The 19,356-nt window shown below is 33.4% G+C and carries 18 protein-coding genes; 4 read left to right on the top strand and 14 right to left on the bottom strand.

The features are described 5' to 3' along the window. Window positions 1–71 precede the first annotated feature (71 nt). From JN168_RS02010 to JN168_RS01995, 4 genes are all read right to left on the bottom strand, one after another. Window positions 72–1,799 (bottom strand): glycosyltransferase family 2 protein, encoded by a 1,728-nt coding sequence (locus JN168_RS02010; RefSeq protein ID WP_042740325.1) that lies wholly within the window; start codon window positions 1,797–1,799, stop codon window positions 72–74. 51 nt (window positions 1,800–1,850) lie between these two features. Next, on the bottom strand, window positions 1,851–3,539 hold the full coding sequence (gene tarL / locus JN168_RS02005) for a teichoic acid ribitol-phosphate polymerase TarL (protein ID WP_042740326.1): 1,689 nt from the start codon (window positions 3,537–3,539) through the stop codon (window positions 1,851–1,853). Between the two features lie 96 nt (window positions 3,540–3,635). Next, complete coding sequence (locus tag JN168_RS02000; protein ID WP_279526132.1) at window positions 3,636–4,664, bottom strand: zinc-binding dehydrogenase; 1,029 nt, start codon at window positions 4,662–4,664, stop codon at window positions 3,636–3,638. Next, window positions 4,657–5,373 carry a D-ribitol-5-phosphate cytidylyltransferase gene (locus tag JN168_RS01995; RefSeq protein ID WP_042740328.1) on the bottom strand — a complete coding sequence of 239 codons (717 nt, stop codon included), beginning with the start codon at window positions 5,371–5,373 and terminating at the stop codon, window positions 4,657–4,659. Before JN168_RS01995 ends, JN168_RS02000 begins: the two co-directional genes overlap by 8 nt. 498 nt (window positions 5,374–5,871) lie before the next feature. On the opposite strand from JN168_RS01995, the gene JN168_RS01990 reads away from it, so the two are divergent. After that, window positions 5,872–7,209 (top strand): aspartate aminotransferase family protein, encoded by a 1,338-nt coding sequence (locus JN168_RS01990; protein ID WP_279526131.1) that lies wholly within the window; start codon window positions 5,872–5,874, stop codon window positions 7,207–7,209. 143 nt (window positions 7,210–7,352) lie between these two features. Here the strand turns inward: JN168_RS01990 and JN168_RS01985 are convergent, their stop codons facing one another. From JN168_RS01985 to pgsB, 5 genes are read right to left on the bottom strand one after another with little or no spacing between them, the layout of a single operon-like run. After that, window positions 7,353–8,945 (bottom strand): gamma-glutamyltransferase, encoded by a 1,593-nt coding sequence (locus JN168_RS01985; RefSeq protein WP_042740330.1) that lies wholly within the window; start codon window positions 8,943–8,945, stop codon window positions 7,353–7,355. Window positions 8,946–8,947: 2 nt separating this feature from the next. After that, window positions 8,948–9,106, bottom strand: coding sequence for a hypothetical protein (locus JN168_RS01980; protein ID WP_162846347.1), 159 nt, complete (start codon window positions 9,104–9,106; stop codon window positions 8,948–8,950). Then, window positions 9,096–10,166, bottom strand: a complete 1,071-nt coding sequence (locus tag JN168_RS01975; RefSeq protein ID WP_042740331.1) for a CapA family protein — start codon at window positions 10,164–10,166, stop codon at window positions 9,096–9,098. The genes JN168_RS01980 and JN168_RS01975 overlap by 11 nt, the downstream gene beginning before the upstream one ends. A gap of 14 nt (window positions 10,167–10,180) precedes the next feature. After that, a complete protein-coding gene (pgsC, locus tag JN168_RS01970) occupies window positions 10,181–10,633 on the bottom strand; it encodes a poly-gamma-glutamate biosynthesis protein PgsC (protein ID WP_042740332.1) in 453 nt (150 codons plus the stop codon). Between the two features lies 1 nt (window position 10,634). Continuing rightward, window positions 10,635–11,792, bottom strand: a complete 1,158-nt coding sequence (gene pgsB / locus JN168_RS01965; RefSeq protein WP_042740333.1) for a poly-gamma-glutamate synthase PgsB — start codon at window positions 11,790–11,792, stop codon at window positions 10,635–10,637. A gap of 447 nt (window positions 11,793–12,239) precedes the next feature. On the opposite strand from pgsB, the gene JN168_RS01960 reads away from it, so the two are divergent. After that, window positions 12,240–12,563 (top strand): hypothetical protein, encoded by a 324-nt coding sequence (locus tag JN168_RS01960; protein WP_042740334.1) that lies wholly within the window; start codon window positions 12,240–12,242, stop codon window positions 12,561–12,563. Between the two features lie 154 nt (window positions 12,564–12,717). Then, the gene (locus JN168_RS01955) at window positions 12,718–13,875 is read left to right on the top strand and encodes an ArgE/DapE family deacylase (RefSeq protein WP_042740335.1); all 1,158 of its coding nucleotides are present in this window, start codon (window positions 12,718–12,720) and stop codon (window positions 13,873–13,875) included. 91 nt (window positions 13,876–13,966) lie between these two features. Here JN168_RS01955 and JN168_RS01950 read toward each other — a convergent pair whose 3' ends face one another. Further along, window positions 13,967–14,854: a helix-turn-helix domain-containing protein gene (locus JN168_RS01950; RefSeq protein WP_232155437.1), complete on the bottom strand. Its 888-nt coding sequence runs from the start codon at window positions 14,852–14,854 to the stop codon at window positions 13,967–13,969. A 105-nt stretch (window positions 14,855–14,959) separates the two neighbouring features. On the opposite strand from JN168_RS01950, the gene JN168_RS01945 reads away from it, so the two are divergent. Next, the gene (locus JN168_RS01945) at window positions 14,960–15,880 is read left to right on the top strand and encodes a DMT family transporter (RefSeq protein WP_042740337.1); all 921 of its coding nucleotides are present in this window, start codon (window positions 14,960–14,962) and stop codon (window positions 15,878–15,880) included. Between the two features lie 160 nt (window positions 15,881–16,040). On the opposite strand, the gene JN168_RS01940 is transcribed toward JN168_RS01945, so the two are convergent. The 4 genes from JN168_RS01940 to JN168_RS01925 all read right to left on the bottom strand — a co-directional run bounded on the left by JN168_RS01940 (window position 16,041) and on the right by JN168_RS01925 (window position 19,292). Then, window positions 16,041–17,018 carry an alpha/beta hydrolase gene (locus tag JN168_RS01940; protein ID WP_232155438.1) on the bottom strand — a complete coding sequence of 326 codons (978 nt, stop codon included), beginning with the start codon at window positions 17,016–17,018 and terminating at the stop codon, window positions 16,041–16,043. A gap of 108 nt (window positions 17,019–17,126) precedes the next feature. Continuing rightward, complete coding sequence (locus tag JN168_RS01935) at window positions 17,127–17,645, bottom strand: GNAT family N-acetyltransferase (protein WP_042740339.1); 519 nt, start codon at window positions 17,643–17,645, stop codon at window positions 17,127–17,129. A gap of 201 nt (window positions 17,646–17,846) precedes the next feature. Beyond that, the gene (locus JN168_RS01930) at window positions 17,847–18,173 is read right to left on the bottom strand and encodes a thioredoxin family protein (protein ID WP_042740340.1); all 327 of its coding nucleotides are present in this window, start codon (window positions 18,171–18,173) and stop codon (window positions 17,847–17,849) included. Window positions 18,174–18,317: 144 nt separating this feature from the next. Beyond that, window positions 18,318–19,292, bottom strand: a complete 975-nt coding sequence (locus tag JN168_RS01925) for a D-cysteine desulfhydrase family protein (protein WP_279526130.1) — start codon at window positions 19,290–19,292, stop codon at window positions 18,318–18,320. Window positions 19,293–19,356: the final 64 nt, after the last annotated feature.

The following is a 19,356-nucleotide window of genomic DNA, read 5'->3' as shown; positions in this document are numbered from 1 at the left end:
CATTATCAATAACATTGTAATTAAAAAATGTGCGAACCAATTTAACATTGATTCACACATCATTTTTCAATTTAAAATTCTAAATTTAAATTCGGAAGTTCGATATTAAATTGACCTTTTAAATTTTTATTTTTCATTTTATCTGGTACTTCAACTTGATAGTTATATCGTTGCTGTGTCTTACTCACCGATAAATACCCTATTGTAAATGTCGCATCTGACTTAATTGTTGCAATACCTTCTTTCAAGATATAATTAAATTCTTGGCACTCCAACTGAATTTGATGTTTACCAACTAATTTCGGTTTGAGCATTTGTGTTAATTCATTTTCAATTATATAGAATGATAAATTATCGAAGTCTTTTGTGAAATATGGTGTAAATCTAAAATAGCGTTCACCATGTTTGACAATTGTACTAGTCTCTTTGTCATAACGATATTTAGCGCGCTTGTTTCCAATCCGTTTCGTTATTGTCATTTGATCGACACGCATCTCTAAGAATAAGTCCCAAGTTCTTTCTTTCAATAAAAATGGCACTAACTCATTATGCTTAATACTAAATTTAAATCGCGTCTTATCATTTACTGCTAAAGGGATATAGATCAGTTCCTTTTTATTTCTAGATACTAGCTTCAACTGAATCTTAGATGCTAATTGATTTGGATTAATCAATGTTTTCAGAAATTCAATTTCCAAATTAACTCCTGATTCATCAAAGGTAAAGTCAGTCATCTTGATATCGGGTTTGACTGCATTCTCAAAGTGGAAAAATGGTTCTCCTTCTCCAAACTGTAACGTTAGACTATTCTTATGTGCACTAATATCATAGATATCACCATTTTGATAGCCTTCTTCCACTTTTTGGTAATGATATAGATCCTTTTTTCGCGCATAATATAATAATGGCTTTAAATTATCACTAACAATTTGATCAACTCGCTCTGGTATTTCATGAATAAAGTCACCAATTGCGTCCATCCATTCAGCTTTCTTATCATCAGCAATTCTCAATGAAAATTGCGTCGTTCTTGAGAAACTAAAGTGTCGTTCGATAAATATACGTAATACGGCATCAGTGCTGTTGAGTGTCTTACTATGCACAATAGCACGTACGATTTGTTGCATTGCTTGATAATAATCTTTAGGCTCCACATAAGCAGCACTCATATGTTCACCTTCGCGTCTCGTTGCATAATAATATGATTTATCTGCTAACACACCTATCTTCTGAGCATTCACATAGGCTTGCATGGTAAATATTTGATCTTCAGCACTTCTAATATGCTCTGGAAAATAAATATCATGCGTTCTGAGTAATGCTGTGCGGTAAAATTTCGTTGGACTTAATGTATAAATGATTCTAGAATCTTCAATTGCAACATCAGCCTTTGTTTCAGTGAACATTGATTTTGGAACTCCGCGACCATTAACGCCTTCCATTTTCACTAAAACCACGTCCTGATTATTACGTTCAATAAACTGTTGCACATCTTTTAATGTATCTTGGTGTATATAATCATCAGAATCCACAAAGAAGACAAATTCCCCTTGTGCTATTTTCAAAGCTGTATTTCTTGGTTTGCCTGGACCTCCAGAGTTCTGTTCTAAACGTTTTATTATTAAATTCATCTTATTCTCATAAGTTTTAGCAATTTCTAGTGTTTTATCCGTCGAACAGTCATCGACTAATAACACCTCATATTGTTGTTTATCAATTGTTTGATTCTTCAAACTATCGAGTAATTCGGCTATATACCTTTCTGAATTATAACTAGGTATAATCACTGAAAATTTCATTATTTATTCCACCTTTATCAAGTCGTCTCTATGCATGTAACTGAGTATGAATCAACTACCAAACACATTTCTAACTAATCTTTCACTAGAACGTCCATCTTGGTATTTAAAGTGTTTATTAAGGAATGGCTCTACTTTTTCCGCTTCATAGTCGCCATGCTCTAGTGCAATCATAAGTTCAGTAAATGTCTCAACAATCTTTCCTGGTACAAAGGTTTCATAAGGTTCATAAAAATCACGCGACGTAATATAATCTTCTAAATCAAAAGCATAAAACAACATTGGTCGTTTAAATACTGCAAATTCATATACAAGTGATGAATAATCACTAATTAAGATATCCGTGACAAATAATATGTCATTTACTTCTCTAAATTCTGAAACATCTACAAAATATTCTTGATATTGCCTAGGTATTTCCAGTTTATTTTTAACGAAAGGATGCATTTTAAATAAAATTACAGCCTGATTTGTTTGGCAATATTGTGCCAAGCGTGCAAAGTCGATCTTAAAGAATGGATAATGCGCTGTATGATGACCATTTCCTCTAAAGGTTGGTGCAAAGAGCACAACTTTTTTACTTTGAATAATCGGTAATTCAGCTTCCATTTCAGCAACAATTTGTTGTTCATATTGCTCATCAAATAATGTATCCGTTCGAGGTACACCTGTTGGAATAATGTTCTGTTCCTTTATGCCAAATGCTTCTCCATAAAATGGAATATCCGTTTCTGAAGATACAAATGCCTTGGTATAGTTTCTGTGATTCACAGAGTTAAAGAAAGGACCGCCCTTTTTACCTGCTCTACTATAACCAACCGTCTTAAATGCACCCACTGCATGCCATACTTGTATGATTTCTTGGCTTTTTCTAAAATTAACCTTGTATAACAATGGATGGAAATCATCTACAAATATGTAATCAGCTTTACCTAATAAATAAGGAAATCTAAACTTATCTATAAAATTTCTTCGTGCTGAAATATTTGATTTAAATAATGCATGTATTTGATATTGAGCATCTAGATTTTGGCGTAACATTTCTTCGTATACATACAAGAAATTACCGGACATATCACTCCGAGAGTCTGATGTAAACAATACTGTATTGCCTTTTCTCAAATGGAAAAACTTCGTTATATTGAATATTGTTTTAAAGGTAAAATCCCTTATATTATATGAGTATTTATTATATTTTGCCTTTAGTTCATCTATTTTTCTTTTTAATGGATTTACCTTTGGTGCTGGACTTTTAAAGTTAATATCTAAGACAAATTCATTTACTTCACTAGATATCATAGGCTTGACGCTATATTCTGTTTGCTTTGAATTCCCGCCTTTTTTAAATACCCATTTATAATGATCTAGTAAAAAGTTATGTTTACTGTTTATTGTTTCTTGAGTTTCATATTGTTCTATCGCTTCTTCTGACAACTCATAATTAGTAGGGTCTAATAAGGTATCATTTACTTGCGCAATATAATCATAATCACCCTTGTAAACGACAAGATATTCTCCACTTGGTAAATAATTCCCATCATCTAAAATGGCAACATTAAATCGTGCAGTAAAATGATTATCCTCAATCGTTACCTGATTCGCTAACAATTGCTTAGTTTCTGTCAAATTTCTAAGGTAAATAGCTTTATCATTTAACGCAATACCTTCAACATGACCTTCAATATATAATTGTATTCGTTCCCAATATATATGATCGATTATAAACTTTGATTGAGTCAATTTAACAAATCCTCTCTAAGTACGTTGGTTTATATTTTCATCAACTAGCTTCACTTTAACGTTGTACAATTCTAATTTGTGTATTATCTACGTATGCTACATTGTCCACTTAATCACTGTCTTTCCCCATGATGTAGACAGATCTGCTTCAAATGCTTGTATTGCATCGTTGATGGTTTTGACTTCATATTCTTCACCTTTTAATAAAGATAGCTTTTCTACAATATCTGGATTATCTTTATATAATTGCGCTACATCCTTAAAATCTTGCGCACCACTTCGGCTACTACCAAACAAGGTGAGTCCTTTTTCTAATACCATACGCGTATTAATCTCAACGCCATATTCACTAACACCTAGTAAGCTAATACTGCCTTCAGGAGAAATCAAATCTATCATTTGGTTGATTGCAGCTTGGCTTCCTTTACCACCTACACATTCGAAAGCATGATCAAATGTTACACCTTCTGGAATATCATGAATATGGTAAACTGCATCTACGAAAGAAAAATGACTTAATTTAAAGTCTGTTTTACCAAAAGCATAAATTTTGGCATCAGGATAAAGTTTATGTAGCAACATTGCTGTAATGTATCCTAAATTACCATCTCCCCATATTCCAAAACTCTTTCTATTTGAAATAGATTTTTGTTTAAATCGTTGAATTGCATGCCAACTCACGCTTACTAATTCTGAATATGCAATTGTACTTAAATCCTTTATCGAATCATCCAATTCTACAAGTCGATTATGATCCATAAATACATAATCCTGCATAAATCCATCAAAACCACTCGACCTAAATTTACTACTCGCTAAATAATTCTCTGAAATCGTATCGTCTACTTCAGTAGGCGTATTCGGAACCAATAGCACCTTCGTTCCTACTGCAATTTCACCTTGTTGATCGTAAACAACTTCTCCAACACCTTCATGTATTAATGACATTGGTAATTTTTTATGCAAGACGCTTTGATTACGACTTCCGGTATAATAGCGTTGATCAGCTGCACAAATGGATAAATACAACGGTCGAACTACGACTTGATCACTTTTAATATCTTCATTATTGTACGTGACTTCGATTTGCCTTGGTGCAACGAGTTGGTATACTTGATTAATCACTCGACATCCCACCCTTTATGATTGAGTTAGCTACTTTGAGATCATAAGGTGTCGTAATTTTAATGTTGTATAATTCACCATTCACTAATTGAACGTGTTCATTGCTAACAACAAGTATTTTACAAGCATCCGTTAACACTTGCTTATCTTCTGCAGATAATTTGTTATAGTTCGAGCGCAATAAATTGATATTAAACGATTGCGGTGTTTGTCCTTGATACATTTCATTTCTTACTGGTATAGATTGTATCGACTCTCCATCGGCTGAAGTAATAATGGTATCCGTTGCCGGAATAACCGTATCGACTGCACCATGTTGTATGACTTGATCAATATTCTCTTTAATAATTCTTCTTGTTAAAAATGGTCTTACAGCATCATGAGTAACAATTACATCCGTTTCATTAACTCCAGATTCCGCTTCTATCGCTGCAATAATATTCATAATTGTTTCATTGCGATCTGCGCCACCTTGAATAATGGTAATTCTGTCATCATCGATTTTATGTTTTTTCAATGTGTCTTTGGTATGTGAAATCCATTTTTGCGGTGTTGCAATGTATATCTTGTCAAATTCATTAGTTAGCAGAAATTTCTCTACTGTATGCACCAATATTGGTTTACCATCTAAATCTAAGAATTGTTTTGGCAAAGGTACGTTTCCCATTCTAGAACCAATGCCCCCTGCTAAGATACCAGCATAAATCATATAAATTCCTCCCTAAGAATTACATTCTCTCTATCTACTGTGTGCTTAGTTACTTGAAATTTATTTATGCGTGTTGCGTTATTCGAAATTAAATAACTCTTATTTAATTGTATTTTTCATGTTAAAGCAATTCAGGAATAATACTTTTAAGTTTTATACCCTAACTTTTATAATTTATACAACTTTTAAAAAATAAAATAATTGCTAATGTCATTGTATAAAACTTTAATACATAAATGTTATTTTTCCCTTTTTGGGAAAATAACATCTAATTTTAGTTTTATTCAATTTTAAATTTTCAGAATATATTTACAAGTCAGATAATCATTAGTATATTTTTACATATAGCATAGATTACGAACTATAGTTTTACATTTTAAAGCTAACAAAAGCGCTATTGCATAACATGAAACGAGGTATTATGCGTATTTTAAAGACATGGACCTCGAATGATATAGTGCTAAACTCAAACACCATATCTTGGGAGGCGAATTAATTATGTCTAAATCTGAAAAAATCATCATGGAAGATAATCAATACTTTGCTAAACCTGGCAGAATACCGTATTATCCTCTAGCTATCTCACACGGCTATGGTGCAACTTTAGTCGATGTTGACGGCAATGAATATATAGACTTACTATCCAGTGCCAGTTCACAAAATGTCGGCCATGCACCTGAACCTGTAACGAATGCCATTAAGGCACAAGTTGACCGCTTTATACATTACACACCAGCCTACATGTACCATGAACCACTCGTGAAGTTAGCTAAAAAGTTATGTGCAATTTCACCTGGTGATTACGACAAACGCGTACTCTTCGGCTTGTCTGGGTCCGATGCTAATGATGGCGTAATCAAATTAGCAAAAGCTTACACCGGTCGACCTTACGTTATCAGTTTCGTTAATGCCTATCATGGATCAACTTATGGTTCATTATCCATGTCTGCAATTAGTTTAAATATGCGTAAAAAGTATGGTCCCATGTTACCTGGTTTCTATCACATCCCTTATCCTGATAAATATCGTGGCATGTATGGCAATACAGAAGCTAATTCTGTTGAATCTTATTTAGCGCCACTCAAAGAAATGTTTGAAAAATACGTTCCCGTTGAAGAAGTTGCTTGCATCATGATTGAAACATTCCAAGGTGATGGCGGTCTATTAGAGCCAGTTGATGGTTACTTTGAAGCCTTACAAGCTCTGTGTAAAGCGCATGGTATTCTGTTAGCTGTTGATGATATTCAACAAGGTCTTGGTCGAACTGGTGAATGGAGTTCTGTTTCACACTTTGATATCGAACCTGATATCATCACTTTCGGTAAATCACTTGCCGGTGGTCTCCCGATGTCTGCTATTGTTGGCCGAGCTGAAATCATGGATTATTTAGATGCACCAGCTCACTTATTTACGACTGGGGCAAACCCAGTTAGCTGTGAAGCTGCGCTAGCTACTTTGTCGATGATTGAGGACCAAAATTTACTGCAAGCAAGTAAAGATAAAGGCGACTACGTACGTAAACGTATGGATCAATGGGTTAACCAATATGCTGCTGTTGGTGATGTACGCGGCAAAGGTTTATCAATCGGTATCGATATTGTATCCGATAAATTGAATAAGACTCGAGATGCTACAGCTGCATTAAAGATTTGTAATCGCTGTTTCGATCATGGCGTTGTCATTATCGCTGTAGCTGGAAATGTCTTACGTTTCCAACCGCCTTTAGTTATTACTTACGAACAACTTGATCAAGCGCTCAATGTATTGGAAGCTGCGATCCAAGATTTACAATCCGGCAAACTAGACAACTACAATATTGCTGGTCAAGGCTGGTAATCCTAATCTAATACCTCAACATGCTTTTACTGTTTAAAAAAAGAGTAGATACCCTTACCTGTAGTTAACAATAAGGATATCTATTCTTTTTTGATTGTTTAAACATTTATAGATAAATCATCATAAACGTTTGATATTATATTTTATCTATTACCAACATCGTGACCTATTTCGACAGTTTTATCATTTTTATTGAATAGCGCTGCCTGTACACTACCAAAGTTTGGATCATTGCGTTTTTCTTCAATTTGGAATCCTAAACTTTTGAATATGTCTATATCTTGTTTAGAGGTTGCATTTTCATAGAAAATTTTTCCGCCATCATTATAGAAACGAGGTTTATCAATTGATTCTTGCAATGTTCCATTGCCTCTTAAATAATCGACAAGTACTTCATTAATGGTAGTCGGTATTTTGTTACCTCCAGGTGTTCCTATGCCTAAGTAATAATCTGGTCCGACAACGATACTAGGTGCGGTAAATGATCTTGGTTCCTTATGTTTACCTGCATAGTTTGGACTTGCAGGATTCGTAGAGAAGTTTGAAAGTGAGTTATTCATATAGAATCCTTCTTTCATATACTTACCAGTACCAAAGAAACTAGACAATGTATTGGTTGTACTCACTAACTTACCTTTCTTATCTATAACAACAAAGTGCGTAGTACTCGTATTATCCATATTCGTCGTATTGAAGTTACTATTGAAATTAACTTCGTTTAATTTTCCTAATAAATAATCTTGAGATAAATATTGATCGTAATCTTCATCCTGACCATTAACGATGTCTCTATTTCTGTACATTAATGCTCTTGATTTCAATATACCCGTAATGTAATCCAAACGGTTGTCTGGTGCCCCTTTATTATCGGTTGCCTCATCAATCTTCATACCTTGTAGCATGAGTGTACCGCCTAGTGGATTTGATGCAGAATAAATTTTAGTATTTAAATAATCTGTACTTACAGGTTCTTTTTTCGTTGTTTTATAGGCTTTGAAGTCCTTTTCAGTCAATTTATCATCGACTTGTTTAGAAATACTTTTACCGACTTTATCGTAAAAATAATCCGGACCATTATCTCTAATGCCGCGTAGTGTTTTCGCTAATTCTGGTTGCTTAATCACATCTCCTTCTCGTTTCGTTTGTTTACCATCAAAGAAAGGAGAATCTCTGTCCACGTCAGACCCATACAATTTTAAGCTTCGCTCTAATTCTGAGTCTACTTCGAAACCATCTTCGGCTAGTGGTATAACATAGTTAAGTATTTTCTTTTCGTCCATTTTACCGGCATCTTTATGTGCATCATGGAGACCACGAACAAAACCTGGTGTACCGATTTGATCTTTATTTTTATAATTAAATGATGAGATATCTTTATATTGCCATTGTTTTGGTGCAACATTTGCTTGTCCATCATAAGCTAACATTGCACCCCCACCACCTAAACCTGATGAGTGTGGTTCAGTAACAGCTAAGGCATAAGAGACACCTACAGATGCATCGATTGCATTGCCACCATCTCTAATTATTTTCTCACCTACGCGTGTCGCGATAGGGTTATTTGATGCTACACCGTAATTTTTGTCTGATGTGTCTTGTTTATGATCAGCAATTTTATTCTCATACAAATCGTCTTTATCATAGTTGTCTTTTTTCGTAACTAAGAAAAATAACACAGAAATAATGATAGTAAGGATAAGTATTACGATGAGCACACGTTTATTATAAATGCTCATACTCAGGCTCCTTTAGACAGATATTGATGATGCGTTGATTTAAGTTCATTCAATTCATATTGATCAAGACCTTCATTTGCTCTGGCAAAAACGATCAATAAGAAAATGATTAACACAACTACAATCACTGTAATGCTCACCCAATTTTCTTTAATGTTCATATACGTAACCTCCATTCTCTTTTTTAAGTTTTACGCTATCACTTTGCAAATTATTTAACAGTTTTATTTCTTCTATTTTGTTTGGTCTTGATTCAGTAATCTTGCCACCTTGTGACTTAATCGGTGTTACCATAAATTGTGACTTCTTACCGTCCCAATTTTGTTGAACGGTTAATCCTTGTTTATTTTTAGATAAAAATCCTTCAGAAGTAACATTACCTAAACTATAAAAAATATTCGTGTTTTTATATTGTTCAATTTCTTGAACAACTGTGTTGTGACCAACGATTACATCAGCACCTGCATCAGATAAAGCATGTGCATATTGTTTTTGACGTGTTGTGACACTCCTTTCATCAGGAATGCCCCAATCCACATTAACTACTACGTAATCATTGTTTTCTTTTAGTTTTTTAATTAATGGAATAAAGATATTTGGCTCTAAACTAATGGATGTCGTATTTTTCAAAGGATCTGTATAGTCAGATTCAACATCTGAAAATGATACTGTTGCAATTTTTTTCCCTTTTACAGTTTGTTGAACAGTCTTACTATTAATAGGATTCGAACCATTGCCAGTTAAATAGTTATAACCTGCTTTAGCTTCAACTGCTTTACTAAAATCTCTGGCAGTAATATTATCGGTCACCTGATTGATAATATTTAAACTTTTAATATTTAATCCCTTTAAGAACATGACATTATTTAAATTACCTTTAATATTTCCATTCTTATCATTTGCGAATTTAGAAAATTTCAAGCTTGCTGTGGAGTAATCACTCCCTTTCAAGATTGGTTTCACCGCACTAAAAGCGTCATTTATGTCGTTCTTACGAATGTGTTTATTCAATTCAACATTACCCAAGTAAGTCATCCTGATGTCATTCTTAGCTTTGGTCATCGCCTTAACTGGATATGTTTTTTGTGATGTCATGGTGAATACTAACAGTACTACTGCAGCTATTAAGATAATACTGGTGTATATAGTGTTGCGCTTTTTATGCCGCTTGGTCCACTTTAATACACGTTCATCTATAGAAAGTCGTTTTGAATTCTTCATATACATGCTCCTTACTAATTAATAAAGCTATAAAAGAATAAGATGACGTAAGTAATACATGTTAATAGCATACATGTAGATAAAGTAATAATGACACCTTGTTTTTGAATCGTATTTGCAATAATACCAGGTATAACAACCCCAATACCTGACATTTCCACCATTTCAAATGGGGTCAGTGGATAGATTAAATCGAATATAAATTTTAGTACCATACCAGTAAGTATCATTGCCGCAAATTTCCTACGTCCATATAATATGACAAAGCGACTCACACCATGATTTACAATAAAATATGTAATGCAACTGATGATAAGTACGGATAATAACATAACTGGTTGATCAAATATTAAAGCTAAGTATCCTGGGACAACAAGACCCGCTGGACTAATACCAAATTTTTCGGCAAAGATTAAACTCAATACGATGCCCACAAATAATGAAAAATATAACTCTGAACCTATCATATTATTTGATCCCTTCTATATATTGCGCTATTTGTTTACCTGGTCCATGAATATTACCAACACAGAAGATTAAGGCATTTGTCGATTCAGCATATAATGCTTCTTCAACTGCCTTTATACTTTTGCCTTCAAAGTTCAAGTATTTCTTATCTGGTTGATTTTTCATTGCCTCAGTGACCATTTGTGTACTTTTCCCAGTACAAATTAACGTATCGAACTCAACATGAGGTATAAAGTCTTCAACAAATTGTCTTGTTCTATCCACTCTATCTGCCCGACAATTCAATACGATAACAATGCTTGAGTACGGATAATTGTAATCTTCGACTTTGTTTAATATTGCTATCGTAGATTTTGGCTCATTTGCAGCGAATGCATTGACATAGACGTTTGTCGAATTGTTTGCATTAAAGTATTTTACTTCTACAGCGCCAACATCAGGAGGCGCATTCAACATACCTCTCAATGCTGTTTCTCTATCTATACCTAAGGCTTCTGCTACGCCCATTGCAATCGCAACGTTATCTGGAAAGACTATGTATCCAAATTGTCTTAAATAAGATTCTGGAACCTCATCTTTATCAACAACAATAAGTTTGGTCTTACGTCGTTTTGCCACCTTTGCAAAGAACTCAGTATAATCATCTTTCATTACTATAAGATGCCCTTTATATGGAATTGTTGCGGTAAACGCTTCTGCTACTTCTTTCAATGTTGGGCCAAGTACATCCATGTGATCCTCCATAACATTAACAATCACACCAATATTGGCCTTAACCAATTCCTTTTGGAAAGTGATTTGATAATCGGGATTTACTGCCATACATTCATTAACTAGAGCATTCGCTTTGTGTTTGACCACTTTACGAATGATATCCCTTTGTTCACCAATGTTTGCACCTTGAGGCTTTCTATAGACTGGATATTCTCTTGGTGTAAACCAATACAACATACGTGCGTCAGTGCCAGTTGTTTTACCAATTACTCTGTAATTGTCCTCACGCAGTGTGCTGTATATCAATCTTGTAATGGTTGATTTACCTCTTATACCATTAATGTTTATACGTATAGGTATTCTTTCTAATCGGCGTGAGTGTCGTTTCTTTTCGACTATACCCAACCAAAGAATTAAGCCTACACAAATTATGATTAGTAGCAACTTGGGTCCCTCTTTTCGTCAGCACATTTAATTTTTATTTGAATACTTAATTATTCCTTTAAGAATCTCAGGATACTTGAATTATGGTTATTAAAAAGAGTTAACTAATATGAGGTTAGTTACTCCCTATCATTCAATACAGATATGCTATCACGGCGTTATTGATTTAGTTTTAACTGTTTAAAGGACGCGTTAATTAAATGTAAATCAACCTTTACAATGCAAGTAATATTACACTGTTGTGCCGTTTGAAATACTGTTATGACAACGTTTTATAAACAAAATATAATTTTATAAAAACCACAAAGAAATTTTAATAAATTTTTATTCTTACAGTAATTAGCTTTTGTAAAAAATATAAACTTTACTGCATCTTTACATGATATTAAAGATTAAGTGTTACATTATATGTGAAGTAGTTAATAACTATATTTAGGAGGCAGTTCATTGAGTAGATCTGTTAAGTTTGCCGTTTCAATTTATCTTACAGTCGTAGCAGTATTATGTTGTAGTTATTTAATCATGATTTTAATTGGTACTTTTCAAGGAAATGATATGCGCGGCGCTGTCTTAGATGCTGATAATAATAAAAATGTCGAAAATATAAATAAAAATAATAATTCAAATAGTTCAAAGGAAGCAACAACTTCTGAAACATCTCGTATTCCAAAAGATACTCAATCATTCAATACACAAAATAAAGCCATTCAATATGAAAAATTAACTCATACATGGTCAGTAGATAGCACTAAATCTACCAGTCATGTATGAGTTATTTTTATGAATAAATCGCGCAATTTTATTTAATTTTTAACCTTAACCTTGAGGCTACACTTTACACATAGGTGAATTTCCCAAATTCTAATATCAACTAAGTTATAATTAAGTTGAATTATTATTCTGTGTTTAAAGTGAGGTTTTATTAATGGGTAAATTAACTGATACAGAAATTGTAAACATATTAAGTGATTTAGTTCGTATTAAATCTGTAAATGACAATGAAATTGAAGTATGTCATTATCTGCAAGATTTACTAGCGGCACATAACATTCCTGCTCAAATTATTAAATTATCTGAAACGCGTGCGAATCTAGTTGCAGAAATTGGAGAGCATGGTCCAGTATTAGCTATATCTGGTCATATGGATGTCGTGTCTGAAGGAGATATTTCAAAGTGGCATTATGATCCTTTTGTTATGACAGAAGTCGATGGCAAGTTATATGGTCGTGGGACAGCTGATATGAAATCAGGATTAGCTGCTCTTGTTATTAGTATGATTCAAATTCAAGCTGCTGGCACTTTAAACTATGGTAAAATTCGTCTGCTTGCTACTGCAGGAGAGGAAATCGTCGGTGAAGGTGCAAAGGCTTTTCATCAACAAGGTTATATGGATGATGTTAGTGCCTTAATCATTGCCGAACCTTCAGAAGACAGAATTATTTACGCACATAAAGGCTCGATGGATATACGTGTAACCTCTAAAGGTAAAGCCGCACACAGTTCTATGCCACATTTAGGCTTTAATGCAATTAAGCCTTTAATAAAATTTGTCTATACTGTAGACGAGGGCTTTAAGGACTTCACTCAAACGAACAGTTTACTAGGTCCACCAATACTTAATGCGACAATCTTCAAAGGCGGAAATCAGGTCAATTCATTACCTGAACATGCCGAAACAGAATTTAATATTCGTACAATTCCTGAGCATGATAATAATCAATTTATTTCTTATTTCAAACGCATCCTTCAACAAGTTGAATCAACAGAGTCACAACTCGTCATGGATACTTATATGTCAAGACCACCAGTCTTTACAACAGGTGACAATTCACTGGTACAGATTGCACAAACTTTCGCCATGAAATACTTAAATACAAAGCTAGAAGCACAAGCTTCTCCAGGCGTAACAGATGCTGCTGATTTATTAGTCGATAAGGATGAACAATTCCCATTTATAATGTTTGGTCCCGGTAATGTTAGCCAAGCACATCAAGTTGACGAACATGTAGATAAAGCAATATATTTATCATTTGTTAAATTATTTAGCGAAATGTTTCCCACATATTTACAAAATTTAAAATAAATCAAACACCCACTACTTCAGGTTAATATTGTTCACACAATACGAACAATGTTCATTAATTTATAGGTAGTGGGTGTTATGGTATTTGCACTTATATATTTAACTGACGCATGCGTCTTTGATATTGTTTCGGTGTTTCACCGTATTTCACTTTAAATAATTTGATGTAATAACTTGTTGTAGAGAAACCACATCCTAATGCTATTTCAGTAATAGTATATTCACTGTTACTACAGAGCATGTCTATACTTTGTTCCAATCGAAAATTGAGTAAATATTGAAAAGGTGTTTGTTGCATATATTGTTTAAATAGTTTAATCGTTTCAGATTCACTCATGTGGATGACTTGACTCAGCTCTGCAAGTGTTAGCTTTGTAGAAGCATGATTTTGAATATATTCAATCAGTTGTTTAACACGCGAATCAAAATGATATGCGTTAGTTGTCACTTGGTTATCCATTATTCTATTAATAAATTTTAATATTTGAAAGTAATTAATAGTTACATCTAACATGTAATCTGTCGTTTTACTTAGATATAGATTAGCGGCTTCGACAATTAATTTTAATATTTGATTGTGAATAGCTATATCTGATGTTAACTTTAAATATGGTAATTTCGTCGCGTTGGTAACGATTTGACTCACGTAACTATATTCAATGTAGTTAGATGGATCGGTCAGTTCTATATTCCAACAATAAAATTTAGTGTCGTGATCCTGTTCTGTAATTTCATGTACCGTATTAGAATTGATAAAGAGTCCTTCTCCTTGCTTAAGTGGAACATTAAGTTCTGACATTGCAACGTCTAACGCACCTTCAATTACATAAATGAATTGTAATGCCTTATGCCAATGTAATGGTATATATCCAAAACGTGTTTGGTTTAACACAGTATACAATACGACATGTTTCCATTGTTGATTCGGATATTGAACCAACTCTTCTCTTGTATCTGTAACAATAATTTCACTATACAATATGCCACCACCTCTATATATTGTTATTTTTTAATGATATTTACGTATTATATCACTGAATTTTAGCTTATAGTTTAAATATAATTATATTTTATAGGTGATATTATGCAACACAACACAGAAAAGAGAATTTTAGGTATTTTCCTAGCTATTGCTGGCGCTTCCTTTTGGGGATTAGGGGGAACTGTATCAGATTTTTTATTTCAACATCGCAACATTGAAATAAACTGGTACGTTACAGCACGATTATTAATTAGTGGCATCTTACTGCTGATTATATATAAGCTACTTAATCCTCGTAAATCCATTTTCATCATATTTACATCAAAACGTAGTTTTATACAACTGATTATTTTTTCTATATTCGGTATGTTATTAGTGCAATATTCATATATGGCATCTATTAACTACGGTAATGCAGCAGTGGCTACATTATTACAATATATCGCACCATTATATATTATTATATGGTATGTACTACGAGGACAAGAACGATTTAAAATGTTTGACTGTATCGCTATTTTACTGACATTGTCAGGTACATTTTTATTACTAACGAATGGTTCCATAAGCAATTTAACTGTGCCGATGCCTAGTGTTTACTGGGGGATTATTTCAGGATTGTCCCTCACCTTTTATACATTATATGCTACGAGGTTATTGTTACGTTATCCTTCTATTTTAGTCGTTGGTTGGGCAATGTTAATTTCAGGTATTTTACTTAATTTCAAAGCACCAATTTGGCACATTGATGTTAATCATATCACATACTCAACCGGTATATACCTTGCTTTCGGGATTATATTTGGCACGGCAGTAGCATTTTTATTTTTTATCCAAAGCTTAAATTATCTAAGTGCAAAGGAAACTACATTATTTGGGACAATAGAACCAGTAATGGCCATTGTTTCTAGTGCACTTTGGCTACATGTTCAATTTTTACCATTACAAATTCTAGGCATTCTATTAATTATTATTTTAATTTTAACATTATCGTTAAAGAAACAACCTAGCGATACTGAATGATTAAACAATCAATATACAGCAAACTTGATATTATAAAAGAAACGTGTCGCAAGAACTTAAAGGTTCAAGCGCACGCTTTGTTAATTATGTTCACTACTCAATATCTTTAATAACCTATACCTAAGCGTCAGCTTAGGTACGAATTGCATCGTTTATTCAATTATCGCTTCAATATTCGCTTTAATTTATTAATTGTTTGTCGGCGTTCAGGTATATTAAAAATAGGATAAATATGAAATTGATTATATCCAACAATAAATTCATGTTCGATGTTATTGTGATTTAACTTTGTCGATAGCCTCAACGCATCTGGATAAAGTAACTCTTTTGTACCAATTACTAATGTAATGTGACCTAATCCAGTCATATCTCCATTTATTGGTGACAATATACTATGTTCTAGTGGAAGCGTTGCTGCCCATTGTTTCAAGAAATAATTTAACCCTTGTATACCTAATAACGGATCAACAGTTTCATATTCAATCGTTGCTGAATGATTGAATGTTGCATCAAGAACAGGAGATATTAATACTATATTATCCGGTTGTCTCATGTCTTTATGCTTCAGTAACTGTGCAAAGGCTAAAGCAATTTGTCCACCAGCAGAATCGCCCATTAGAATAATGCGAGAACAGTCTTGAGCTTGATATGTGTCTAGTATACGCTCATAAATAGCAGTGATAAGTTTAAACGTCGCACGATAATCCGCATGAGGTACTTTCTGGTATATTGGCATTATAATGGTAGCTGATAATTCACTGGCTAATTGATCAACAAATTCAAAATGGCCTTGCAGTGGATCTTTAAACCAAGCACCACCGTGAATATATAATACAATATCTTGCGCATCATCCCGTTGCTGATTAATTATGTATGTTGTAGTATCATCCTGGTCACATCTTTCAATTGTATTCTCAAACTGATGTTTCGGTTGCTGATGCAATCCTTTCGTTTCATATTGAATGACAGATTGTGCACGCTGCGCGCCTTCAACTGTCGAAAATGTCAATTTACTTCTTGTCACTTTGAATACCTGTTCAATGAGAAAGCTTTTGTAACTTCTCTTCTCCTTAACCTTAGCATAAGCAAAGGTAGCACCAATGGTTATCAATGGTACAAGCATTAATTTTTTCAGCATATTATCGCCTCCTTTTCCAATCATAATGAATTTATATTTATTTGAAAAAGGTTTTGATTTATAAAATTATGTATTAAGCATAACGTACAAAGTGCTTCAATGTAGATATTACCAAACTATGCCATTATCTCCATCTATACCTTCATTTAATAACTTTGCCATATACAATTCATCAAAGTAATGTTCGTCCATAAATATAGATTGACGCTTGATACCTTCTATCTTAAATCCTAACTTTTCATAAAAGTTCACTGCGGGGGTATTCGTCGTTATCACAGTTAATTCTAATCTTCTCAAACCCTTACGTTCAGCCCATTTCAATGTTTCCTCAAACATCTGTGTGGCATATCCACGTTTACGATAATCATTCATCATTCCAATAACAATATAACCAATGTGCTTTATTTTAGAAACTGTACTAATATGAACCATTAAATATCCTACAATATCATTGTTATCTGTTTTCACACCGATAAAAAAGTTTAATTTAAGCTCTTCTGCTAACTTTTCTTGATTAAAATTTCTTTCATCGGGCAAATACAGCATAAATTGTGACTCTTTATCAATTTGTTTCATACAACGATATAGCGCTTCAGCTTCGTCGGGACATATTCGCTCAATTCTCATACAATTAACCTCCCCCTATTGATTATCACTATAATACAATATTTCATTTAATAAAGATACAACTTATTTAATGAAACCATCTTTTATTTTGCACAATATTTATAGCTAGCACTTTACATAAAGAAAGCTTCTCCAACGAACCATGCCAACTGAGTGATTGTTCGTCAAAGAAGCATCCATACTTCCTTCTATATTCATTTTTCACGCTATACTTTGATACATTAAGTTTAATTGCTTTTCAAATAATTGCATATCAATAAATCTTCCCTGCCTATGCATTTCTTTGCCTTCTAAATATATTAAATCAACAGGTACAGTGAAGATATTTAATTCACCTGCAATGGCTTCTAATTCACTCTGATTAATTACGCCTAGAACTACGCCTGGATACTCTTCGACTAAACCTCTGATCTGTGGTAATACAGCATGACACACACTACAATTATCTCTCATAACATGTATGACAGCTAGTTTATGCGTATGAACAAAATCCTGATATGCTGCAATTGTTGACAATAATTGCTCCACTTATGACCACCTTCCTTACCACATAAAGTGTATCTCATTATGAAACATTGTCCTATAAAATAGCAATCGATTTGCTTTTTTATAGTCTTTTCAATTTAGCTTTATATTCTATCTAAAATTCAAATATATTTTACATTGGTCAACTTAATCTTGGTTACTAATCATGTGTTGAATGCGTTGTCTTGTCTCTTCTGTATAGCCCTGTAGACCACCAGTATGAATAAATAATATGTGCTCTTGATTATTATAGTTTCCTTGCTTTATCTCGGAGATTAAACCACGAAAGGCTTTACCAGTATAAGTAGGATCAAAAATAATCCCCTCTTGTTGCGCAATTTTAACATAGAATGCTAATTCTTCATCCGTAGCTTGACCATATCCTAAACCAATATAATGATCATTAATATTTATTGAATCGAATGATGTTACTGATTTATCTATATCATGTATGATTTCTTTCACTTTATCGGTAAAGGCAGGCGCACTTTGATCGACTGCATAACCAATCACTTTTGTCTGCTCATTATGTACGTTGTTCCCATACCACAAGCCTGCATATGTACCACCTGAACCTACTGCTACATTGATAGAGTCAAAATGAATATTCATCGTTTGTTGTTGTTTAAGTATTTCCTCATATGCATTGATATATCCATGAGTACCAATCCAATCTGAGGCACCTACGGGTATAATCAACGGATGTTTACCCTCAGACTTTAATTGATGATACAGTTCATCCATTGTATCTTCTCTCGAAGTGTTAGCACTGATTTGATGAATTTTTGCACCGAGCATCGTACCTAAAAATAAATTACCTTCGAAAATAGCTGCATCTCCTCGTAATACCAAATGACACTCTAGATTGTATTTAGCACATAATGCTGCTGTTGCGCGGGCATGATTTGAAGTAATAGCTCCCGTTGTAATAACTGTGTCATATCCATTATCAAACACATATTGAATCGTATATTCTAGCTTTCTCACTTTATTTCCAGATATTTCTGCTCCCGTATAGTCATCACGTTTTACATAAATTTGCTTTCCTAATCTACTACTTAATTGGTCTAGTTTTTGAATAGGTGTATTTAAATTCGCTATATTTAACTTTCTTTGTAACATTGGTCATCCCACCTTCGATTATTTTTGTTCCATTAAATCATTACTACAACGAGTTAAAACTTTA

This window comes from Staphylococcus gallinarum (assembly GCF_029774255.1).
GTDB lineage: Bacteria > Bacillota > Bacilli > Staphylococcales > Staphylococcaceae > Staphylococcus > Staphylococcus gallinarum.
This window is presented reverse-complemented; position numbering and strand designations above follow the sequence as displayed.

Coding starts and splice junctions, on each gene's coding strand:
- JN168_RS02010 (WP_042740325.1), bottom strand. CDS start 1,799: ATGAAATTTTCAGTGATTATACCTAGTTATAATTCAGAAAGGTATATA.
- JN168_RS01995 (WP_042740328.1), bottom strand. CDS start 5,373: ATGATTTATGCTGGTATCTTAGCAGGGGGCATTGGTTCTAGAATGGGA.
- JN168_RS01990 (WP_279526131.1), top strand. CDS start 5,872: ATGTCTAAATCTGAAAAAATCATCATGGAAGATAATCAATACTTTGCT.
- JN168_RS01985 (WP_042740330.1), bottom strand. CDS start 8,945: ATGAGCATTTATAATAAACGTGTGCTCATCGTAATACTTATCCTTACT.
- JN168_RS01980 (WP_162846347.1), bottom strand. CDS start 9,106: ATGAACATTAAAGAAAATTGGGTGAGCATTACAGTGATTGTAGTTGTG.
- JN168_RS01975 (WP_042740331.1), bottom strand. CDS start 10,166: ATGAAGAATTCAAAACGACTTTCTATAGATGAACGTGTATTAAAGTGG.
- pgsC (WP_042740332.1), bottom strand. CDS start 10,633: ATGATAGGTTCAGAGTTATATTTTTCATTATTTGTGGGCATCGTATTG.
- JN168_RS01955 (WP_042740335.1), top strand. CDS start 12,718: ATGGGTAAATTAACTGATACAGAAATTGTAAACATATTAAGTGATTTA.
- JN168_RS01945 (WP_042740337.1), top strand. CDS start 14,960: ATGCAACACAACACAGAAAAGAGAATTTTAGGTATTTTCCTAGCTATT.
- JN168_RS01940 (WP_232155438.1), bottom strand. CDS start 17,018: ATGCTGAAAAAATTAATGCTTGTACCATTGATAACCATTGGTGCTACC.
- JN168_RS01935 (WP_042740339.1), bottom strand. CDS start 17,645: ATGAGAATTGAGCGAATATGTCCCGACGAAGCTGAAGCGCTATATCGT.
- JN168_RS01925 (WP_279526130.1), bottom strand. CDS start 19,292: ATGTTACAAAGAAAGTTAAATATAGCGAATTTAAATACACCTATTCAA.